This is a genomic window from Vibrio sp. B1-2, from assembly GCF_963888445.1.
Lineage (GTDB): Bacteria > Pseudomonadota > Gammaproteobacteria > Enterobacterales > Vibrionaceae > Vibrio > Vibrio anguillarum.
Genome location: NZ_CAWPJH010000006.1, coordinates 20,955 through 44,196, shown reverse-complemented (window position 1 = coordinate 44,196; position 23,242 = coordinate 20,955). Strand labels below are relative to the sequence as shown.

Sequence of the window (23,242 nt, the reverse complement as noted above, 5' to 3'; positions counted from 1 at the left end):
TTACAAAAATGCCAGTATTAAGAACTGGCATTTTTTATTTCAGTCGAGTTTTGATTATTGGGCGTTTAGATAATCAAGTACCACTTCATGGTGATCTTTGGTTTTGAATTTATCAAAAACCTGTTCAATGATACCTTGCTCGTTAATTAAAAAGCTAACCCGGTGTAGGCCATCATAAACTTTGCCCATGAATTGACACCCTTGTAAAAAATTTCTGACGAAAATCTTGACGTTTTTCAGAAAAGTCTTTCTTTAATAGTGGGTTAGATTAATGTTTTCTCTTACTCAACTACAAATATAGCACTTGTCATAATTTTTTGTAAATTTGGCTCTATTTACCGATTTACCAATTGAAGCCTGTCATAAAAACCTTAGGTAAGCTATGACGTGGAACCACTAGTATATACGACAGAATCGCTCGGTGATCACACGCTTGGTGATCACACCTGTAACTCACTTTTGGACAAAACCTTCTTAGGGTAATCACTTAAATTAGGAAAATACGTATAACTTTTGGTATTGGAAAGTGGCTTCGTGACGTGTCCAGCGATTAGTGCAGATCAATCCGGAGTGGGAAACCCATATGAGTTACCTATCGGTGAAAAGGTATAAAATTGCATGCTAACAATTTTTACCCAGCTTGCCTGAGTAACATTGTTCAGAAAGGCTGCCAGTTGGCAGCCTTGTTGTTTTCAGTTTTCTCTAGAACAGATCTATGCCAGAAGTGGCGTTGTTTCTAGATATTGCTCAACTTCATTGGCAATTTCGTCACAGCGAGCAATTCTAAGCTGGGTTTCCTGATCCAATTTTCTCAATACGAATTTGCTGCGCTGAATATCAATAGCGCCAAACAAGTCCACACGGTAAAGCAAGTAGCAAACCAGTGATATTCCGATAGCAGATAACGCCCCCACTAGCACTGCAGTCAGCATTCCAGCTATCGGCGTTAACAGAGGTACGCTGAGAATAAACGTCTCAATAACTTCTTCGGCTGCAACACCCACCACCACAATACCACCATTTGCAACTAGCTTTATAGCCTCATGAGCGGCCTCACGATAAGACAAACCCTCCTGTGGGAAAAGTAGGGTTTTGACCGCCTTGAGCAGGGAAAAGGCTTTGTTGCGTAATTCGATGGAACTAAATCAGAAACTTACGATCTGATCGGCTAAGTATGTTAATTACCCTAGCCTCATCCGAAACCTCGCTACAAAACAACGAATTGGAAACAGTACAACAAAGCCTTAATCAACCGTGGTTCACTCACTTTTTGGATTGATGAAGAAGCCATTCGCCAGTGGAAGCAGAGTAAACAAGATAAACGTGGTAGACCTCGTCAGTTCAGCGACTTAGCCATTACCACTGCGCTTATGGTGAAACGAGTTTTCTCAATGCCGTTGAGAGCATTGCAAGGGTTTATCGATTCTGTTTTTTCATTGGCTAACGTCCCTATAGTCTGTCCACATTACAGTTGTATCAGTCGAAGAGCTAAGCAAATCGAGGTTTCATTTAAACCAAAGACTAGAGGTGCAATACAACATCTATCTATTGATGCGACGGGTCTCAAGGTTTATGGCGAAGGTGAATGGAAGGTCAAGAAGCATGGTACTGACGGGAAGCGTAGAATCTGGAGAAAGTTGCATTTAGCGGTAGACACTGGCACTCACGAAATCGTCGCGGAAGAACTGAGTTTATCGACTGTTACCGATGCAGAAGCCCTTCCTAACTTGCTCAAGCAAACACGCCGAAGAATAATCGAGATATCTGGTGATGGCGCTTATGACACAAGGGATTGCCACGATGCCATACGGTTCAAGCGAGCTCTTCCACTCATCCCTCCAAGAGAAGGGGCAGCCTTCTGGGAGAATGGTCACCCTAGGAATTTAGCGGTAGGTTGCCAGAAGCTCTACGGCTCCAACAATAAGTGGAAAAAGCGGTACGGTTATCATAGACGCTCACTATCAGAGACAGCAATGTATCGAGTGAAGCAGTTGTTAGGTGGACGATTAAGTCTGAGAAACTACAATGCTCAGGTTGGTGAAACTTATGCCATGATTAAAGCACTGAACAAGCTTACAGGGCTTGGTATGCCTGAAACACAGTGTGTTGTATAAGAACTACTCAATTGAAGGTATTTTGGTTCTCTGACCGAATTACGCAACAAAGCCAGAATTAGGCAACAAATCCAAATGAGATAATCCTTATTTTAGCAAGTCATCATGTGATACAAGACTTATTGGAATACCCAGAGAGTTTAACTGATTAAGTAACGAGTCTTTATCACCAATGACTATAACTTTGAATTTACTTGGCTTATAACATTTTTTAATAAACTTGTTCAATTCAGACCTAGTTAAATACTCCATAAATTCAGATTGAACCATTTGAATTTTATTATCCAACCCTATAAGTTCATTATTATCAATATAATTATTGACGTTTATAATAGTATCGTCATCCAATCTAGAATATAACTCGTAATTTAATTTCAATAACTTAATTTCTCTATCACTTATACCATATGTACTATACTTATTTAATTCAGAGTTAATCTCATTGATAACCCTAGATACGAATTGATTTGAAACATTAGTAGATATTACAAAATAGGAAGATTTGAAAACATTCGAATACTTACTTTTGACTTTATAAGCAACATTACTATTGTCTCTCAACTGCAAATTTAGCCTGCTATTAAATTCACCAGAAAAAAACAGACTGGTTGCATTGTGTTTCTTGATATCATTTTTTGAAACAAAGCAATCACCTCCACTTACAAATGCTATTGTGCTTTGATTTGTTTTTTTATTGTCAACAAAAAATATATTCTGAGTTGAAAAATCACTTATTTTATGTTGGTGAACATTAGGACTTCTATTAGTTCCTTTACTATTTAGAAAATCAAGTTCATTTTTAATCAAATTTATTGGAATACTACTAGTTAGGGTTATCTTCAAACCACTAGAAAGGTAATTATGACGGTAAAATTTAGTTATATCATTTATTGTTATGCTTTTGATAGATTTAACTGAACCTTCCAAGCCATAGGCCTCAGGTAGCATTTGTTGATATAGTGTATTATCAACTATCCAGCGCACCTCTTTCCTATTTTTAATCAATTCATTAGTCAAGTTAACCTTATGAAATTCTAAATTTTCCCCTTCAAAATTATGATTAAACACCGAACTTTCTAAAATAGATAAAACGCTGCGTAGAAATTTATTTTGAAATGAAATTTTTATATTTGTACTATCATGATCAATATAAAAACTTACTCTTGAACCATATTTTTTAAGTTGTTCTTTCATACTCTCTCTAACGATCACAGATGCTGTTATAAAAGCTATTCCTTCTTTTCCTTTTGAAGCGCTTGAGTGCCCAGAAGGAATACTAAGCACCAAATGTGAAATACTAGAATCAGCCTCTTGACTACCAATAAATGCTGATCCTCTTTCAAAATCTATCTGGTATAATATCGCTTTGTCTACTTTAATGTTTAACTGCGGAGAGGGGATCAAAGAGCGATCAAAGTTATCTAATATTACTTTCTTTTTATCTGGTTCAAAAGCCTTATTTGATGAAATTATATTTTCATTGATTTTTTTTGAAAAACTAACATTACTTTGATGTGATTTGATAGGTTTAACAATAAGTGAAGCTTTATTTTTGTTAAATATATATTTATCGAAGACTAAGCCAATATCTTTTTTAGTCAACAATGTATATTGATTAATTTCATTGGTGAAATATCCTGGATTATTATAATATAGTTCATATTCTGATAACTTATAAACACGTTCTTTACTATTTTGTAAGGATAAAAGAATATCGAAAACTCTATTATTAACTGCTTCAAACAAATGAAAACCTTCAAACTTCCCCTTAATTGCTGCTGTGATAGAATTGTTAATTTTAAGCTTATTTTTTTCAATTACTCCTATGTATTTATCATCAAAAACGACGTATATATATAAATTACAGGCCTGTTTACCGCAACGATGAAACGAGCCTGACTCTAGTATAAAATCGCTAATACTATCCGGTAACCAGATTTTCTCATGCCTATCTAGTAGGTCTGCTAATATATCAATAGCTGGTCTATCTCTGTTCGATATAGTCGTTGTAGGCCAACTAAATACAAGAGTCTGGTGCTCGATTCCAGCTTCAAAATATATATTTTTATCATAATTTAAGCTAATATCAATATCAGAATATTCTAAATTTGATGGAGCTGACGGAAGCGAAGAAAAATACTTATCAATCCATAGTATTGTTTGATTAGTGTTAAAATTCCCGCCAATTGTTAGAATAGCATTAGTCGGTGAATACCACTTATCATAAAAAGATGCTACATCTTCGAGTGTGTATTTGGCTATATCATCTTCATATCCAAGGGTTGGCCAAGAATAAGGATGATCAACGGGGAATAAAATTTCCGACATTTTTTCCCAAACAACTTCATAAGGACGATTAATGATATTAAATGACTTTTCATTCCTAACAAATCGCTGTTGGCTTACAAGATTGTCTCTAGATAGTGAATCATCTAAGAACCCCATACGATCAGCTTCTAGCCAGAGTATTTTTTCAAGCTCGTTGGATGGGACTGACTGATAGAATCTGGTTCTGTCACGGTTTGTAGCACCGCCAAAACTCCCTCCTAACTCAGTAACCAAACTTGCATGTAGCCCTTTACCAGCATGCTTGCTACCTTGAAACATCATATGTTCAAGAAAATGAGCCAATCCAGTTTTTCCTACCTCTTCATGAGCTGAACCCACACGATATGTGACCTCCACATGAACCAATGGGCTTGAGTTATCTGGAGAAAGTATAACGGTAAGCCCATTGCTTAGATGGTATTTGGTATACGGTGGTGAGATCTGCTTAGGTTGTTCTTTTGTTTCCTCAACGAACACTATATCTTGGTTAAGTGTAAATGGAGACATACTACAGGCAAAAAGTTGCAACAACAAAAAAAAATAAAATACTGACCTAAAGAAATATCCTCGGAATATTTCTTTAAATAACTTTATACCAGAAACGTATTTATATCTTAGCATTGGATGTATGTATCTGATTTATTTTCCACACGTCATTAATTTTTATCCAAATTTCGGAAAAGAAAACCCGGCGTATTACAGAATCTATCGATCTAATCTCTCCAAGCCCTGTGACGTAGCACGTATTTCCTAGCAATAGGAATTCTAGATTAACATCTGTTGTATATACACTACTTTTGAACCATCGACCGTCTGAAACTTTTTTACTTATAGTAGAGTATCTGGCATCTCCACATTCTATACCAAATTCATTTACAGCTTTAAATGAAGGCATTTCAATAGCCTTTAATATCTCAACCTCTCCTCTAAGAAAGGAATTATGCCAATTACTTCTGATTTCACTTAGTTGTTTCATAATTTTGTCCAAATTTAGATTTATTTTTTGATATCTCTTCTGCAATTCGAGAAGCTGATAGGGCTTCGGCTAAAACAGAGAGAACTTTTTTAATATCCGAATCATTGTTTAAACTGGTAATTGACTCTCTTAATTCAGGATATATATGCATGTTATCACTCATTTCTTGTATTAGTTCGTAGATTTTTTTAATATTTATAGAAAATGATATTAATATTGAAGGTGACTTAGCTGTTTCTACATTATGCCAGAATCCATTTGGTAAATAAATAAACTCGCCTTCATTGATGGTTTTTTCCAATAATGGCTTGCCAGATGGCTTATTAAAAAGAAAACTCTTCTGATGCTTTGTTGGTTTGTGCACGGTAGGTTCGTATACGACCCAATTTTTCTCACCCAATACCTGATAAGCTATACCGTCTATACTGTCGAAGTGAAGACCAAAGCTTGGATTTTTATTAGTAGAATAATAAAGGTTGGCATTGACTTTCTCAAAAAAAACACTCTCTATTTTTTTACACAATTCGAAAATTTCCGGAAAAAAATGTTGACATCGATCTATTATCATCGTGTTACCGTCGCCCAATAACCTATTAATCATACGTATATTTAGTTGTGGAACGACTCCATTATGACCCTGAATTTTGTAATCTACAAAGCCTTTGAATCCCTTTGATAATGGTATTCCTTCACCACAGAACCTTATTCTTGGATAATCTAATAAATCACTTTCGAGCAAACGAAATAGCCTAGATCTTATAGTGCTTTTTAGTTCACATCCTATAATCTCTCCGAAATGGATAGAATCACGATTATTTGAAATAAAGTCCAAGTTAGTAATATTTATTTTCATAGAATTTCTACTTTTTAATAAGAATTAAATTTTTGTCCTCAAGCTGCTGTAAAAAATGATTATCGTGTGATACTACGATTATAAAGTAGTCATCACGCATTTCATTTAGTATGCTTGATAATATCGTGGATTTATGCATATCCATACCAGATGTTGGTTCGTCAAGAAAAACCTCAAAATCCGTTTTTATCAACAATAAAACGATCAAGAAACACTTAACTTGACCTGGCGAAAGTGAAAGCTCTTCATTAATATGCTGAAAATCGAATAGACGGTTTAATCTATATTTTCTATATTTTTCATTTTGTATGATTAATTCTAGATCAACGTCAATCAATCTGGACAACGTATCTCTAAGACCATCATTAAACAGTGAAGTTGCCTGCGGTAGATATAAAAATCCAGAGTCATCTTCTAATAGATTTTGCTCAAAACCTTTAGTTTTTCTATACATATTTCCATTAGAAGGTTCTAGTTCACCACAGATTGCCCTTAATAAAGTGGATTTTCCAATGCCATTCACTCCACCAATTACGTTGATCTTTTTAAATCTTAGCAAAAAATCTATTTCTCTAAATATATCATTATTTTCTAGAGAAACCGTAACACCTCGCCCTATGATCTCATCAAACTTTTCATTCTTTGATTTCATATAATCAAAACTAGTCGTAATGTCAGGAAATAGCTCATCAAGCATCATTGAACTTCTTTGTATCTGACGTATAGAAAATGCAATCAAATTTAGAGGTAGATATAACTGTGATAGAAATATCATTATTAGAACGTAGTTGGAAATATAGTGCTCAATTTGAGTACACAGAGCAAAAATCACCATACAAATAAATGAATATGTAGAAGAAAGTATAAACGTGTTTTTGCAAAGAGAATATTGAGATTCTAACCTGACGCTGACAAGCTTATCGTGTTTTTTCCTGAAGAGAGAGATATTACTTTGTGCGGATTTAAACGCAGTAATAATTCCAGCGTTGTTAATAGTATTAATGATTGAGTTTTCAATGTTTTTTTCTAGTTGAAACATTGATGAAACTAACTTTTTCCTTCTATTTGTTAGCAAAAGTGAAACCAAAATAAAAGCATTAGATAGAATGAAAAATGATAACGCTATGAATGAGTCGACAAGAAATGCAACCATCAAGCAAGTAAGAACTAGATCTAGATACGATCCTAGGCAAGAAAAGCAAGAAGCTCTTAATGTTGGCTCTATTTGTGCCAAGTAATTTTTTTTCCTTAAAAACGTAGCAGAATCTATTGAATTTTTCCTACGTAAGTTAAACGATAAAAAATTATTGTATGACCTATCCTGAATATCGTTTGACCATTTGTTAAACAAGTAGTCTTTACCTGAATTTATCACTGGTATGGCTAACCTACTAAAAATAAATATACAACTGATTAACCACAAGTTTTCATTAGCTTTATAATCTATAAATGATTTTATTATTACACCAAAAGATACAAACAAAATTGAAGATATTGACAATGATAACAAGTAGAGGAAAAGGTTAGTATTAAAACCACCTACATCTAATATTATACGTTTAATATTACTAACTAAATTCATAATAAACCTCATTCCCTATCTAAGAGCACAAAGATAGGGAATTTTTTAAAACTAGCAAGAATTACAACTAGAGTATGCACCACAACTAGTACAGTATTCATTATCTCCAGGTCTATCGACAAGCATCTCGATAAGCGTTGGAGTATTCACCACTTTTAGAACTTTAACTTCTTGTTCTAAAAATGTGACTCTTTCGTTACTATTAATTCTATGCGCAGCTGTAAAACTCTTTCTCAATTTATTTAAAGTATCTAGATTATATTTCTGTGGGTACTCTATGTACCACTTTTCTATTGTTTCTCTACCTAGATATTTTTCAATAATATTAAGTTGTTCTCTGAGGTCTTCACTTCTAGCTTCTTGCCAACTAATCCCTTTTGTTTGTACAACATTCATTTTATTTTTAAGTTCTGCCTTACTGCAAGGAACATGGTGTAATATCGCGCCAAACTGATCCACACAGAACTGGAAATAATCTTTCGTAAACAAAATAAAATTATGCCACATTAGATCAAGAATAAGTGTTTGATCGTCTATTTTTATATCAAAACATTCATTCTTACGACTCATAACACATAGATATAAAAATTTTTTTGTTTCCTCGAATATATCTAATACTTCATTCCTTTCAATAGAATATTGCTCACCGAATTTCGTGATCAAATCATCGTGTTGAAATAACATAATTTGGTCATAGTTAACATCTGAAATTAACTCTAATTTATCAAATTTTTGTTCTAGCTGCATATTATTCATAGTATTACTCCTGTACCATTGTGATATATAATTTCTTCAAATCGTCACTGTCTTCAAATTGCTCAAGCCCGCTGTTTAAAACTTCCATAGATTTGGTAAGATTACCTTGTCTCTTATACAATAGAGATAATTGAACATATGTATTTGAAAACCTGTCCTCCTTGGGCAAGGTTTGTTGGAGTGTTCTCAGTTTTTCATATTGATTTATTGCATCTGGAACCTTATTTAAAAACATTGGGTATAGAGAGTAGCTAAACGCTAAATCATACTGAGCCTGCCAATTATAAGGTTCACTTTCGATTACAAACTTTCTAATTTCTTCAGCTTTCAATGCGTATGCTCTTGCTTGACTAGTTCCTGATTGATAAGCGAGCTCGGAATACATATTTGCAGCAAGAAGGTGACTTTCAGGGCTAAGCTCTTCGTGGTTAAGCTTTGAATATTTATGAATTGACTTTACTAAATCGGCACGCGATGTGATTCTATCGGTGTAAAATGAAAGATCCGAGTTTTCTATCTTTCTAAAGTCAATACGTTCTTCAGACAACTCAGATGAAGATATTTTATTATCATTACTAGTCAATTCTGAATGCTTGGTATAATTTGTATTGTTAGTAATTTCCTTCAAATCCATCGGACTTTCAGTGTATATTTTATCATCACCACGATCTATCGTCGACACATTCACAGGCTCTTTAGTGTCTGCATAATTGTTATTATCAAGAATCGTTGACTCAATTTTTCTAAGATCATCTTGTATATTCAACACAAATGACCCTATTAAGATAGTAAATATAAAGTTGATAGCTGTACATAGCTTAAAATATTGAGACATTATTAGAAGATACCTTTCGTTATCGATGAAAACCATGCATGCGAGTTTTCATATTCAGACTTAAATTCTAAGGGAGTAGAGTATAATGGTGTTATGCCTTGATATATCGTGTCAAAACTGCCATCTGTATTGGGTTTGTAAACCTGAGATATAGAGATAGCGTAGTTTTTGTCGATTACACTAAAACAAGTATTAATTAATTTTTTATTTTTATATTCTAAATTTAATAATTTAGAAATAAAAGCACCGGAAAACATGGTTGCTTGGGAATGGGCTGAAAATGCCGACTTTGGCATTGGTGTTGCTGAACAAGAATCGCCAATAATATATAGATCTCGATGTACAGTAGACTCCATTGTATTTGAATCAATTGTCGCCCATTTCCCATCATTACATAACCCGCTCTTGACTAAGAAGTCTGGAGCTTGTTGGTCTGGTATATAGTTAAGAAGATCAAAGTTGATTTCATGCCCATTTTCTGTCTTTAACTGCTTTGTAGAAAAATCAATACTTTCAATATCGCCACCTTCTTCTTTTGTGATCATCGAAATAATAGGTTCTTTATCATTATACAATCGTTTCCACGCCAACCTAAACTGAGCATTTTTAGAAAAATTTTTCTCACCACCTAAAATCACGATTTTATGACGCAAATCATTTTTCTTAATATATGAAGCTATTTGACTCGCTCGTTCATATGGACCTGGTGGGCAGCGGTACTTTCCGTTTGGTACGCGAATAACAATAATCGATTTTTTATTAAGCTTAAACAATTGTTCCCTTAGGTCTTGGAAACTTTTCTCACCTGACCAAGCGTGTGGAAGTAGGTCTTTAATGCTATTTACGTTTGACTTTAGGTTCTCATAGTTGAAATCGATTCCAGCAGATATAAGACAACTGTCATAGGTTACCAATTCACCATTATCAAGGTAAATTTTTTTGTTAAGTCCATCAACTTTATCAACTGCAGCAGTAATCTTTCCATCAAAATCGAGTTCAAATGAAAGGTCAGAGTAGTTCATTTCACCGATGAGTGCCTCATTACTCTTGAAGCAGCAAAAATACTTTTGGCTCTTGTCAATTAAAGTGATACTAATATATTTATTGAATTGCCTTAAAAATTTATACGCAGCCATGCCACCGACCCCACATCCTATAATAACTAACTTGTGTTTTTCAGAAATAGGGTTAGCTCTTATTTTTGATATATAAGTGTACGCAGCCATTAGCTGTAAAAAACATCTTCGATTCATTTTGATAGATAGTCTAATAATAAACTCAATTCATCTTCAGATAGAGAAAGCAAATTTATTCTCATAGCATCAGGCATATATCTGTCTTCGTATATAAAGTTCGTAATAGTTCTTACAAGATAACCCCTTCCTTGAATTTGTATATTTATGCTATTTTCACTCCCATTATGACAACTCTTGCATTTTATTTCATATATTTCCTTGCCATATGTATTTTCATATCTTTTTTTATGTATTACTGAAGACGACCTATCCCCAAAGAACACGGACAATAGCTTTATTTCTTCCTCATTGAGTCCTTGTGTTATTCTACCCATAATAGACTCAGTTTCATTTATTTTAAAATGATGCAATCTTCTTTCAATATATGCAGGAGACTGTGAGTCAAGGTTAGGTATATATGATTGTGATTGATGACATACATCGCAACTGTAAGCCAATGCAATAATACCTAGCTCTTTAATCATTGTTTTTTATATATTCGTATACTTCAAAAATAGATTCTCGATACCTGTAGTCATTGCCTTGCGTTCTATGTCCTTTATATTTAGAAATGTAACTTTTAAGGAACTTCTCATTTTCCCATAAAATCATATGCTTAAATGGTTGTTTCTTATTTTCTCTTTCAGGGATAAACCAGTAACTTTCTACAATTCCATACTCGCTATTTCTTTTTTTTGCATCGGAAATTCTATTTAAAAAATAATCATACTTGTCAGGGTGAACATATATGGAAATTATACTAGCAATTTTATTCTCACTAGAGTACGCAGGAGAAACACTAAAAACCACGGTTAATAGTAATATTAATTTTTTCATTTTATAACATCCATCAATCTATCTAGAAAATATCTATGGGTAAACTTGGATTTAGTGTCTGTCCCTCCTAGGATTACCACTAGTAAATCTAATTGCTTTGAATAAATAATATACTGGGAATGTACAGATGCTACGTATATTGTATCTTTTGGCATTTGATCACCAAGGTGCAACTTACTGTATCTATCGTTGCCATTGAGTGAAAAGCCAATTGATCTAGGTATCGCTCCCCTGAGTACTTGAGTCGGTTTAGTGCTTTCTTTCCACCATCTCTTATCAATTATATCTTGAGTATTTCCTTGACTTAGATTTCTAATTCCATCGGCAAAGTTCAACCAGTCTCGTACTGTCATATAAGTAAAGTTAGAAATTAAATAGTTTCCTTGGCTGTCTTTGTCGATGTGAACACTCGAAACCCCTAGCTTGTTAAGCTTAGTGTTTAGATAACCAAGTAGATCTTTGTTGTTTGAACGTAGCGTTTCTACTAAATATTGAGTTAAGAGTTGCTTATCACATGATGAATAGTTCCATGACTCTCCAGGCTCTGTTTTCCATGATTTTGAATTAGAGTCTTGGGTTCCCAATATTGATGAGAATTTTTTTGTCGTCTCTAAGTTATTTTGGCTTTTAAACGGATTTGCTAAGCCTTTATTTACACAATAATCATGAGCCCCATTTTCGTTGGCTATCATCTTGAAAACATCAAAATCATCACTTTGAAGTGCTTCATTCCACTCTAATCCAGATGTCATTCTTGCGAGATTTTCAATGGTAATTTCATTTCTTTCATCTCTAGACCATTCGTCAAACAAATTATTCCTGTTTATATCTACATAATTATCTTTTATCATAGAACCCAAAAGAATATTTATTAACGCATCTGAAAAAGCATACCCTGCGTAAAGAGAATCATAACTAAGTTTCTCTGATTTTTTTAATCCAATTATTTTTCCTTTGTGTTTTACGTAGATAAGACGCATATTCTTTAGTGCTGATGGGTCATCTTCATAAAACTCATCTTCAATTAGATTTTGAATAGTTGCAGAAAGATGGTCAGGCCTAAGCGGATTTCTAGCTATACATCCGTTTCTTCCAAAAGAGAAATTAATTACTTCATTTTTTGATCGTACTTCCACTGCTCTTTTATGTTCTGAATGCATGATTTCGTAATCAGGAAAACTAAATAGATCTTCTTGAATAATATCTGACAAGTTTCGCTCAGCTAAGAATAGTTCATTACAAAGTATCTTTCCAAACATGTATAGGTTGTCTTTACTTTGGGCGCTTGTGGTCATTGAATAGAAGGACAATACTATTGTTATAATTGTTACTTTAATAATTTGGTTGACAGACTTTACTTGCACTTTTCCTCCTAGAAAAGCTTAGGCTCATTAGTCATGTAATAAAAATAATTATCACTATTATTGGCATTAAGCTTAATGATATCGATAACTAACAAAAATGCAACTATGAGATTGCAAAAAAACATCAATTAACAAACTTTAGCTACGTAAGTGAGAAGTCCCTGCCAATTTGTAGTGGTCAACTAAAATTGGCCACGGTTTTAGAGTTTTCCCAATATAATCGTTCTGATTCATTGGGAGTTAGACCACCGTTATACTGATGTGGCCTGAGTTGGCAGTAATACCCGATAATGTAGCGGGTGATCTCTTGTTGAGCCTCAGCGAAGCTACGATAACCCACAGTTGGCACCCATTCCGTCTTCAGACTTCTAAAGAAGCGCTCTATCGGCGCATTATCCCAACAGTTTCCTCGGCGAGATAAACTCTGTTTTATTTGAAAACGCCACAGCAATTGACGGTATTTACGGCTAGTATAATGACTGCCTTGATCGCTATGGAACATAACACCTTTAGGCTTACCACGAGACTCATAAGCCATCGAAAGAGCTTTGCCTGTTAGCTTAGAATCAGGTGATAGAGACATTGACCAACCGATCACTTTGCGGGCAAAAAGATCGATAACGACCGCTAAATACATCCACCGATTACCTGTCCAAATATACGTAACATCGCCAGCCCAGACTTCATTTGGAGCCGTAACAGCAAATTGACGACTTAAGTGATTTGGAACGTCAATATGTTCTTGTGAAGCCTTTCTGTAACGATGCTTTGGTTCTTGGCAGCTCACTAAACCAAGAGTTCTCATTAGCTTTGTTGCTCGGTATCGGCTCAGCTTTACACCCTGATTTGTGACTATATCTGCAATGGTTCTCGCTCCCGCAGAGCCATTGCTTGCGGCGTGAGCCTCGCTAATCAAGCTGCGCAGTTTTATTGTTTCCGCATTAATTAACGCTGGGCGTTTAAGCCAATAGTTATAACTGCTTCGATGAACATTGAAGATTTCGCATAATATTTTTACGCTGTGGCTCTGCTTGAGTTTCTTGATTATCAAGAATTGTTCAGTGAGTCCGACATCAAGAGAGCCGTGGCTTTTTTTAGTATTTCATTATGCTCTTCAAGGCGAGCCAGCTTCTTTTTCAATTCCCGAATTTCTATTTGCTCAGGGGTCATAGGTGAAGCTTTCGGTGTTTTCCCTTGGCGTTCTTCTCTAAGCTGGCGAACCCATTTATCCATCGTGGACTTGCCCACATTCATGGCTTGGGCTGCTTCCGTCACTGAGTAATTTTGGTCTAAGACTAGCTGCGCTGCTTCTAACTTAAATTCTGCGCTAAATAGTCGTCTTGTACGTTTTGTCATAATGTCACCTGTTAACTTATGAGGTGATGATATCACCTCTAACTAAGTGACCAAATTCACTATGCCACTACATATGGAGTGTGACCTTTAGAGCGGATTAACGTTGGTTAGCTAATGTAAGCCTGTATGTATTGATTGTTTTGGATTGTTTCTAGTGAATAGAACCGATCTACCATCAAATAAGGCTGAGATGGACTTCTGATTATTTCATTGGCTTGAAAAACGGGTTGTAACAGAGACAGTTCTAAGTTCCAGTGACTTTTTAAATCTGTTTGGGATTCATACCATGCTTCTGAAATTATATTTAATCCCTCAAGTCTCTCATCAACGAACTTCTTTCTATCCTCAGTGGAGCAGCAGTCTAGAAAGTAGCGAACGATAGCATAATCTAAAGCAGATGCTTTTGTTTCAAATAAGTAAACATCGTCTTTGTTTGATATGTCAAACTTCCAATCAAACCAAATGTGGTATGCAGCTTTCCACGCAACCCTCTGATGCTCAATACTTGCGTCGTTGGCAAATGCTGTGAGGCATTTCGCAACGATTTTTCTGCATGGGTCGTTGAATTCAATACTGCGTAAGCCTATAGAACCTAAGTATTGAGTGATGGCATCAGAGTTCTTGCTCTTTGCTAGTGCTGAGCCAAGTAAATCTTGAATGTTGGGATATCTGGATGGGTATCTGGCCACAATATTCAAAACATGAGAGAAAAATTCTGAGCTTGCGGTTTTCTCTAGTAGAGAGGTAAAACTACAATCTTGATCTTGAGAAAAAGATTGCTCTTTGTGTTGAGAGAGAAGTGATGCGTAACAGCAAAATAGTAATGAATGGGACTCGGTTGAATGGGCTATATCAAGTGTTACATCAACACCTGCATGTGACATAAGCCCCCAAATCAAAGGTATATCTTTTTTATCTTCCAAACACTCTATAAGCTTTTCCTTTGAATGAACATAAAGAATAGCAAGTGCGTTAGAAAGAAGGTAGTTGATGGAATGTTTGAAATAAGGGGCACTGTGAAATGTCTTTTCATGCACTTTGGCCCAATCACCACAGTTACCTAAACTCTGGAACTCCAAAATTAGTTTTTTTCTATGGTAATCGGAGATAAATGGTTCTTGAATATCACTTTTTAGTGACTGAATGATGTTCACTGAATCTTGAATCAGAGGTGCAATCTGTTTGGAGGTGCATAGTATGTTTCGCCAAAAACACATAGGGCTAGATATTTTTTCAATTAGGAAAAAATATGATTCTAGCTTGTTTTTGGCTCGATTTTCATAGTTCAAAACAGAATCTGTCAACCACTTAATGAAGTCATTAGATGCTTGAGTTCTGACTTTATGTTGATGCCGACCTCTGCATAGCTCTCTTAAACCTAAGGGACACTCTGCTGCATTGAATTTATCGTATAAGTCGTAAGTATCGTTACTTTCAGCAATTAAAACATCACTTAGATAATTGTCGTATTCAATCATAATTTATCCGTGCTGCTCCAAATAAAACACTCTTCGGCCTCTAGGGACAACCAGAGCTCTTCAAACGCATCGGCAATCATTTGCCCATCGCTTACTTTTTGGAGAATATGATGTTCTTTGCCTAAGCTATTTACCGATGTGCCTAGGGACCAAGCTACAGGGCCATGCTCGTGGTTTGGAAAAATTATAAACCTATCATGGAATCGCCAACCAAACTCAGCATACGGTGTTCGTACTTGCAAATTAATACTACTTATAGTTTCTTTTGGTAGTTCATTAAAAAACTGATGCATGACTTTAGACTTGCTTTGTTGCTCTTTCTTTTGTGTACACACATCGGTGCTACAAATTGGGCATTTGGGAGAATCGGAGGACTCTTTTACCGATGATATAGCTCTCATAGGGGCATTTGAGCACTGGTTAAAGAATAAAGTATTAATAATATCCCATTCATCTAAGTAAGGGTCCCACAACCAGACACCTTCTGAACCATAGCTATTAATCAGGAATCGAATATCTTGTAATGCTCGATGTTGTTCTTGTAACTTGTTTATACCTTTGGGGTTATATTGGACAAATTCTTTTCTTCGTAGTAATTCTTTTTGCTCCGCTTGATAAAGCCTCCGATCTAACCATTTCGATTTTTTTGTTTTCTCACCAACCAAGTTTTTGTTAGTTGTATGAACAGGGATTTCGATAGGTTTGATACTGTCTTTTTGGGGGATTACCCTCGGATAGTTATTAGCCATTCTCATATCAAACATTGTTGAGCGAATAAATGATGACCAATGAGTGGCAAGTAGAATTACATTATATTCTGAGTCCCAGACAGTTACTTTGTGAGGAGTTTCGTGTTTGAAAGGTATGATACTTTCTGAGTTCTTTTCATTTTTGTTATCGATAAAGTAGCTATCTATCGTTTTATCACGGCCTTTTTGCTCCGCTACAATAGTCAAAGCTCTAGGCGCAATATTGTCATGCCAAAAAAGGCTTACCTTTATATCTTCGCTGCCTTGTAATCCCTGAACATTGCCCTGAATGCTTGTGACGGGTATCTGAATGATGATATTCCCTAATTTGTCCGACAATGTTGCAATTTTAATAGGGATAAATTTTTGAATTTTCTCAGATAACGTCTGTATTAATACAGGGTTGCTAACTAAGGGAATTAGTGCGTCTTTTGATTCATTTTTTAGTTCAATCAAGTAAGAGCCACTGTTGAAGTTATTTTTTATTATTGAGTTAAAAGGAATTGCTTCAAATGAATCAGCCGTAACAAACGTTGCTGGTGAATAACTATACTCTTCGGTAGGTACTGAATCCCCACAGCTATCCCAGCACCTTGATGTTAACACTCCCTCAACTACACTTTCAGCTTGCTCAATGGGAAGTAAATAACGCTTTATTCCGATGGACCAGCCTTTTAGTGTAGGCAGCTTTAGTTCCTTTCGAACACCTATATATGAAGGGGTGTTAAAGGTTGGTTCTTTTCGATCCTCTGCAACTAGAATTGTATAAAGGTTTATGGGGGAAGCACCTTTGTGAGTGATAGCAAAAACTTCTGTAACTTCCAAGCAATTATAGTTACCTAAAACTCCTTGTTTCAAAAGCTTTGCTAGCTCGTTAGTTGATGAACTGTCGAACATTTTATCTCGCATATCTAAGAAAATTGCATACGGATTATGATTGTTTCACACATATGCAATCAGATTAAAGGCTTGTTAGCCGAAATTGTGTTTAAAACCCGGTTAAATCCTTCATATTCAAGAAAAAGCCCTAGCAGATGATAACTGCTAGGGCTTTCACATTTATGCGAGCTTAGAATCGTTTACAGGCTGTTTTCGTTTTTAAGCGGTTTCTTGATTGACTAGGGCTTCATTCAACTCACAAACCACATCAAACTCAATGCAGTGATAAAGGCTGGTCTGAATCTTTCACCATAGGTCAGGGTGAATGTACGACTGGTAGCTAAAGAACTTTAGGCTATCTTTAAGCGTAAGGCTGCGCTCGCCCAGAAACAGACCTCAGCACTAGTCTTCCAAAGCCCCCCTAAGATAACTTTTGGTATGGCAACACAGATGAACAAGGTATAAACGACTTTCTACTCTAACGAAGAATGGGGCAAAAATGCGTCAGATAAACGCATTGGGACAATGGCGTGAAAACATTAAACCAGAAGAAACATTTGAAGCAATGCTTAATGTAGAGTATCCATTTTCTATCTTTTGGCGGTATTACTACTTGAACGATTCTTTCCTTGTGGGTAAATATCCTCAACTAAGAGTTGGATTTTAAATGACGGGGTGAGTATTGGCTCCTACTTTACCATTGGCATGTTTGCAAGCGACACTCTTGCAAAATTAGGCACTAAAGTTTGTGCAACAGCTTGTTGCACAAATTATTCTTATAACGGTTTCTTGTATTCTAAACACGTCTTGGGGCAGAAATGAGCTTACCAACATTGTCCTATTTGATCCCAATCAGAAAAAAACACTGCTCCTATAAGAACTATGCTTTCTTTCAGTTCACCCACGTAATCTTAGATATTAACTATTAAGGTAGGTGACACTTTTAAGGACTTATAACAAACCATACTGTCCTCCTACAAATGCAATTGATGCTTTAGTACTTTTAGCTCAATTACTGGCCGTTTCGTGTATAAACATCAATGTCAGAACGCCATGGTACTGAAGCCGAAATAGTTTTTTCCAATGTATACCCATTAGTTACCAAGTGTTCGGTCATTAGCGGCTTTAGGAAAATACCCATAGCTAAAGAAAGTGAAACAGCAATGATAGGCATGTATACGCCTATCACCTTTCTCATGTGCCGTGAAAGCTTCATTCTTGTCTTAAAAAATAATGAATACGTGCCTACGATAACAATACTTAGAATCCAAAATAGGATGGGGGAAATAGCAAAAAAATAGCTTAACTCTATGGTTTTACTACTAAGTTTATAAACATTAAAAATGTCTTCTAAACTCAAGTAAAGTGCAAAGGGCAAACCAATTAAACTCACTAATGCACCGTATGAATATATAAGTTTATTAGCTACTTGTGGCATTTTTCAATCCTTCAACGATAGCATCTTCAATTTTAAATGATTCCCAAATTTCATTTATTGCCCAATCAACACCAACCCACAGTACAACACCTGCTAATATCGGTAGAGCAATACCCAAACCTACAGTTAAGCTAACCACATAATGTAGTGGTCAACTAAAATTGGCCACGGTTTTAGAGTTTTCCCAATATAATCGTTCTGATTCATTGGGAGTTAGACCACCGTTATACTGATGTGGCCTGAGTTGGCAGTAATACCCGATAATGTAGCGGGTGATCTCTTGTTGAGCCTCAGCGAAGCTACGATAACCCACAGTTGGCACCCATTCCGTCTTCAGACTTCTAAAGAAGCGCTCTATCGGCGCATTATCCCAACAGTTTCCTCGGCGAGATAAACTCTGTTTTATTTGAAAACGCCACAGCAATTGACGGTATTTACGGCTAGTATAATGACTGCCTTGATCGCTATGGAACATAACACCTTTAGGCTTACCACGAGACTCATAAGCCATCGAAAGAGCTTTGCCTGTTAGCTTAGAATCAGGTGATAGAGACATTGACCAACCGATCACTTTGCGGGCAAAAAGATCGATAACGACCGCTAAATACATCCACCGATTACCTGTCCAAATATACGTAACATCGCCAGCCCAGACTTCATTTGGAGCCGTAACAGCAAATTGACGACTTAAGTGATTTGGAACGTCAATATGTTCTTGTGAAGCCTTTCTGTAACGATGCTTTGGTTCTTGGCAGCTCACTAAACCAAGAGTTCTCATTAGCTTTGTTGCTCGGTATCGGCTCAGCTTTACACCCTGATTTGTGACTATATCTGCAATGGTTCTCGCTCCCGCAGAGCCATTGCTTGCGGCGTGAGCCTCGCTAATCAAGCTGCGCAGTTTTATTGTTTCCGCATTAATTAACGCTGGGCGTTTAAGCCAATAGTTATAACTGCTTCGATGAACATTGAAGATTTCGCATAATATTTTTACGCTGTGGCTCTGCTTGAGTTTCTTGATTATCAAGAATTGTTCAGTGAGTCCGACATCAAGAGAGCCGTGGCTTTTTTTAGTATTTCATTATGCTCTTCAAGGCGAGCCAGCTTCTTTTTCAATTCCCGAATTTCTATTTGCTCAGGGGTCATAGGTGAAGCTTTCGGTGTTTTCCCTTGGCGTTCTTCTCTAAGCTGGCGAACCCATTTATCCATCGTGGACTTGCCCACATTCATGGCTTGGGCTGCTTCCGTCACTGAGTAATTTTGGTCTAAGACTAGCTGCGCTGCTTCTAACTTAAATTCTGCGCTAAATAGTCGTCTTGTACGTTTTGTCATAATGTCACCTGTTAACTTATGAGGTGATGATATCACCTCTAACTAAGTGACCAAATTCACTATGCCACTACATAAGCACTAGTAGAAAGAACGGTCATAGCTTTGAAAAAATCACTGCCAACATGCCCAAACCAATCAACTAAATGATAATCATCATTAAATATTAATTCGTTTGTGTTTATTCCGGCGGAGATAATCATGCTTAACACCGCTCCTTTTTTAAAGCCATTCACAGTATCTTTTGCTAAAACACCTAATTGCTTTACCGTTGGATTAGATATTGGATATGGATGGTTTTTCTTTATATTTAAACCATTAACAACTGCATAGTGCATTTTTTTATCATTCCAAAGGCTGGATATGATGATTTTTTCCTTGCCTTTAACATCTAAGTATTGTTTGACGGTCACCCCTAAACCACCCAGAGCTTTTGTTACTTTTGTAGCAGCAACAAGGCCAACACCGATATCAAATTTAGAATGAATCTCTTCTAACAATTTCAATGTTTCAGTGCCAATAGTTTCACCATCTGTATTTTTTTGCTGCCAAATGTTTATCGCGCATTTAGCTGCATCATCGACAGTGAAAATACAAACCTGTGTATGTCGTTTCTCTAAATAGGCTTTTAAATCTTCCTTTAGGTCTTTATTCCATTCTTTCTCTGTAAGATCATAAGCAGCTTGAGCTTGTCGAGCTAATTGATCCGCTCGTTGCGCGGCGTAACGCTCTTTATTGGCTTGTACATATTTCCAATTCTTTTCACGCTGTGCAAGGTTTTGCCTACTTTGTGCTTCTAGCCTTTCTTTCATCGTCATTTTAGGCAGTTCAGGTTCAAGCATTGGTTGCATACTTGGAATTGCAGCTCCCGATGATCTGAAATTGTTAGCTTCAGCAACATTAAGTGCGGCACTACTTCTATCCCATTCTCTTTGGTTATAGCAGGATGCGCAATTGCAGGTTTCAGGGTCTTTCCAAAATGGACAACAATAAGAACGCTGTTCGTCAAACATAGGGATGATGTACCATCATTATTTAGGATTGCCTATGATAACCCAAAAAAATCACAGGCAAAAACTTGCCCAGCATCTTATTGCACAATTAAAATTTAAGTTTTAGCTAAGTAACCGACTGATATATAATACTTTTATACATAATTCATTGCAGACCAAACAAAGTAGAAACTCCACCCCCATTATCGGTCAAAAACTACACAAACGCGGATATCACTCGCTGCTTAAAGCGCCCTAAATGTAACTCATCAAAGGGCTCATTTGAGCCATCAACTGACGTTCCATTTTTAATTGAAGAGTTCCAATCCAGAGTGGGGACGATTATGTCATCCTGTTCAGAAGTGGCCGATTGCAGTGGGCGGATATTCGAACCGTCGATGTGGAAAGCTTCATTTTGACCCATTTTCGCAAACAAACAGGTTTCGGGTATATCTTGCTCAATGCGTTCGGAATATTCAATAAGGCTTTGCTCTGCAAAAGTGAACAGCCAAGCCTCTTGGTTCGGCTCATCGTTCACTCTCAAAATACGGCCAAGTACTTGCCTAAAGTACAATTCGGTTTTCACTGAGCTGATATGGCAACAAACTTGCAATCTTGGGATATCTGTCCCCTCACTAATCATACCGACACTGACAATCCACTCGGTATTACCATGACGGTAAGCCTTAATTTGAGACAGCGGCTCATCATGACGATAGGTAACAATCGCAGCCGATTGATGAAACTGAGTCACTAATATTTTTTGGATTTTCTTTGCATGTTGTACCGACGCCGCCACAACCAACCCTCCGGCATTGGGCGATTCCAGACGAATACTCGCCAGTTTGTTACACCCCAAACCAAGGAGATATTCCATCGCTTCATCATTATGGATGATGCTCTGGTATGACGTTTTTGTCTGTTTCAGTAACTCTAATATAGAAGAAAACGATTGAACCTCTTTGCTACCAGTAATGGTGAGATGTTCGTTATCCACCAAAACAATTTTTGGTGAACGGCACACTCTGTCTTCAATCGCCTGTTTCAAGCTGTATTGATAATCGACGAGCAGTTGGCCATCAGGGTCACTGTATTCCGCCATCACAATCGGTAAGGAATCCGAGCGCCATGGCGTTCCAGATAGCGCTAACGTATAAGTGGCGAGTCCTTGAACTTTGGAGAGTATTTGCTGCCCCCATGCATTCGCGCCTTCCATTTCAGATCCTGAGCAATGATGGATTTCATCAAATACGACAAACACTCGGTATTTAGTCAGGATCCGCCAAAATTCATCATTTAAAAATTGAATGGATTGATAGGTCAGTGATTGCCCAATGGAGCCTAAGCCTCCATTGAACGTACAATGTAATGTCTTGGAGAAGGTTCTTTTTATACTGTCGGCCACACTGAGCGTAGGGGAGAAGCACAACACTAAGTCAATTAAGTTGCTCGCCAATAAGCGTTTAGCAATTTCGGCGGCGAGGATAGTTTTACCGGCCCCTGGGGTTGCTTGACAGAAAAAATGAGACTGTTCGCCTTGATACTTTGTTAACGCTCTCATTGCACAGTCTCTTTGCCAATCTCTTAACATCGAGCGCATCCCTCTGATAACGACGTTAGTACATTGGTTAATACATTGATTTTACCCAATAATAATGCAGAACGTTCTCTCGCTATCTTAAGCAGTGGTGTGATTTGAGTACTCAATTCAGGAAAACGTTGACTCAACGACTGATATTCTTCTATTTCACCGAGAATAATTTCCAACTCACCCTGATGTTCACCACGCTCTGTCATCAAGACCGAGTATCCATCCATGGTTGAAGTCGACGGTTGGGAAATCCGAACCTTAGGCGATGAGCTTTCTCGGCTGATTATATCGAGTCCTCGAAAGAGTTCGGTTTGGAAATACTTTTTTTGCCTTCCGATCCCTTCACAACTCAGCCAGCCTTTTTTCTCAAGCACTAAAATTTGACGATAAATGAATTTACGTGCTTCTTCAGGATCGGGATCAACACCTTCAAGCAACAGCAATGCATCCCGAATTTCCACAACCGAAAAATTATCCATCTGTTTTTCAATCAACAGTTGATGCATAAACGCATTCATTTTTTGAGAACGATTCATTGACTATTCTAAAACCA

Annotated in this window: 21 protein-coding genes and 1 pseudogene; 2 read left to right on the top strand and 20 right to left on the bottom strand. The window is 36.6% G+C overall.

The genetic code is table 11. From position 1 onward, the window contains the following. Positions 1–54: 54 nt before the first annotated feature. A pseudogene (locus AACQ75_RS03105) lies at positions 55–195 on the bottom strand (thioredoxin-dependent thiol peroxidase); the annotation flags it as partial. Between the two features lie 518 nt (positions 196–713). Beyond that, on the bottom strand, positions 714–1,067 hold the full coding sequence (locus tag AACQ75_RS03100) for a hypothetical protein (protein ID WP_170889490.1): 354 nt from the start codon (positions 1,065–1,067) through the stop codon (positions 714–716). A gap of 180 nt (positions 1,068–1,247) precedes the next feature. Between AACQ75_RS03100 and AACQ75_RS03095 the strand changes: the two genes are divergently transcribed. Then, positions 1,248–2,114: an IS5 family transposase gene (locus AACQ75_RS03095; protein ID WP_170889501.1), complete on the top strand. Its 867-nt coding sequence runs from the start codon at positions 1,248–1,250 to the stop codon at positions 2,112–2,114. A gap of 87 nt (positions 2,115–2,201) precedes the next feature. Here the strand turns inward: AACQ75_RS03095 and AACQ75_RS03090 are convergent, their stop codons facing one another. The 13 genes from AACQ75_RS03090 to AACQ75_RS03030 form a co-directional block, all read right to left on the bottom strand. Beyond that, entirely contained in the window at positions 2,202–4,949 is a 2,748-nt protein-coding gene (locus tag AACQ75_RS03090; protein ID WP_170889489.1) for a M16 family metallopeptidase, read from the bottom strand. A gap of 100 nt (positions 4,950–5,049) precedes the next feature. Continuing rightward, positions 5,050–5,418: a nuclear transport factor 2 family protein gene (locus AACQ75_RS03085; RefSeq protein WP_170889487.1), complete on the bottom strand. Its 369-nt coding sequence runs from the start codon at positions 5,416–5,418 to the stop codon at positions 5,050–5,052. Next, positions 5,402–6,271: a JmjC domain-containing protein gene (locus AACQ75_RS03080; RefSeq protein ID WP_170889486.1), complete on the bottom strand. Its 870-nt coding sequence runs from the start codon at positions 6,269–6,271 to the stop codon at positions 5,402–5,404. Before AACQ75_RS03080 ends, AACQ75_RS03085 begins: the two co-directional genes overlap by 17 nt. 7 nt (positions 6,272–6,278) lie before the next feature. Beyond that, positions 6,279–7,853 carry an ABC transporter ATP-binding protein gene (locus tag AACQ75_RS03075; RefSeq protein ID WP_170889484.1) on the bottom strand — a complete coding sequence of 525 codons (1,575 nt, stop codon included), beginning with the start codon at positions 7,851–7,853 and terminating at the stop codon, positions 6,279–6,281. A 51-nt stretch (positions 7,854–7,904) separates the two neighbouring features. Continuing rightward, positions 7,905–8,609, bottom strand: a complete 705-nt coding sequence (locus AACQ75_RS03070; protein WP_170889482.1) for a hypothetical protein — start codon at positions 8,607–8,609, stop codon at positions 7,905–7,907. A 4-nt stretch (positions 8,610–8,613) separates the two neighbouring features. Then, positions 8,614–9,444, bottom strand: coding sequence for a tetratricopeptide repeat protein (locus tag AACQ75_RS03065; protein WP_170889481.1), 831 nt, complete (start codon positions 9,442–9,444; stop codon positions 8,614–8,616). A gap of 2 nt (positions 9,445–9,446) precedes the next feature. Beyond that, complete coding sequence (locus AACQ75_RS03060; protein ID WP_170889480.1) at positions 9,447–10,670, bottom strand: FCSD flavin-binding domain-containing protein; 1,224 nt, start codon at positions 10,668–10,670, stop codon at positions 9,447–9,449. A 23-nt stretch (positions 10,671–10,693) separates the two neighbouring features. Next, positions 10,694–11,164, bottom strand: coding sequence for a c-type cytochrome (locus tag AACQ75_RS03055; RefSeq protein ID WP_170889479.1), 471 nt, complete (start codon positions 11,162–11,164; stop codon positions 10,694–10,696). After that, the gene (locus AACQ75_RS03050) at positions 11,157–11,516 is read right to left on the bottom strand and encodes a hypothetical protein (protein ID WP_170889478.1); all 360 of its coding nucleotides are present in this window, start codon (positions 11,514–11,516) and stop codon (positions 11,157–11,159) included. The genes AACQ75_RS03055 and AACQ75_RS03050 overlap by 8 nt, the downstream gene beginning before the upstream one ends. Further along, a complete protein-coding gene (locus AACQ75_RS03045) occupies positions 11,513–12,880 on the bottom strand; it encodes a hypothetical protein (protein ID WP_170889477.1) in 1,368 nt (455 codons plus the stop codon). The genes AACQ75_RS03050 and AACQ75_RS03045 overlap by 4 nt, the downstream gene beginning before the upstream one ends. Before the next feature lie 178 nt (positions 12,881–13,058). Then, positions 13,059–14,236 (bottom strand): IS3-like element ISVch4 family transposase gene (locus AACQ75_RS03040; protein WP_170889471.1). Its coding sequence is split into 2 segments (ribosomal slippage): positions 13,059–13,978 and positions 13,978–14,236, totalling 1,179 coding nucleotides; the frame shifts between segments, so codons are not numbered across the junction. A 107-nt stretch (positions 14,237–14,343) separates the two neighbouring features. Further along, entirely contained in the window at positions 14,344–15,714 is a 1,371-nt protein-coding gene (locus AACQ75_RS03035) for a hypothetical protein (RefSeq protein WP_170889476.1), read from the bottom strand. Beyond that, positions 15,711–17,360, bottom strand: a complete 1,650-nt coding sequence (locus AACQ75_RS03030) for a VPA1262 family N-terminal domain-containing protein (protein WP_170889475.1) — start codon at positions 17,358–17,360, stop codon at positions 15,711–15,713. The genes AACQ75_RS03035 and AACQ75_RS03030 overlap by 4 nt, the downstream gene beginning before the upstream one ends. Positions 17,361–17,841: 481 nt before the next feature. On the opposite strand from AACQ75_RS03030, the gene AACQ75_RS03025 reads away from it, so the two are divergent. Further along, complete coding sequence (locus AACQ75_RS03025) at positions 17,842–18,009, top strand: hypothetical protein (protein ID WP_339605548.1); 168 nt, start codon at positions 17,842–17,844, stop codon at positions 18,007–18,009. 345 nt (positions 18,010–18,354) lie between these two features. On the opposite strand, the gene AACQ75_RS03020 is transcribed toward AACQ75_RS03025, so the two are convergent. From AACQ75_RS03020 to AACQ75_RS03000, 5 genes are all read right to left on the bottom strand, one after another. Next, entirely contained in the window at positions 18,355–18,780 is a 426-nt protein-coding gene (locus AACQ75_RS03020; protein WP_170889473.1) for a hypothetical protein, read from the bottom strand. A gap of 151 nt (positions 18,781–18,931) precedes the next feature. Further along, a protein-coding gene (locus AACQ75_RS03015) for an IS3-like element ISVch4 family transposase (protein WP_170889471.1) occupies positions 18,932–20,109 on the bottom strand; the annotation gives its coding sequence in 2 pieces (ribosomal slippage) (positions 18,932–19,851 and positions 19,851–20,109; 1,179 coding nt in all). 59 nt (positions 20,110–20,168) lie between these two features. Next, entirely contained in the window at positions 20,169–21,119 is a 951-nt protein-coding gene (locus AACQ75_RS03010) for a hypothetical protein (protein WP_249339397.1), read from the bottom strand. A gap of 196 nt (positions 21,120–21,315) precedes the next feature. After that, positions 21,316–22,698 carry a DEAD/DEAH box helicase gene (locus tag AACQ75_RS03005; RefSeq protein ID WP_017050965.1) on the bottom strand — a complete coding sequence of 461 codons (1,383 nt, stop codon included), beginning with the start codon at positions 22,696–22,698 and terminating at the stop codon, positions 21,316–21,318. Beyond that, complete coding sequence (locus tag AACQ75_RS03000; protein ID WP_170889470.1) at positions 22,683–23,225, bottom strand: hypothetical protein; 543 nt, start codon at positions 23,223–23,225, stop codon at positions 22,683–22,685. The genes AACQ75_RS03005 and AACQ75_RS03000 overlap by 16 nt, the downstream gene beginning before the upstream one ends. Between the last annotated feature and the right edge of the window lie 17 nt (positions 23,226–23,242).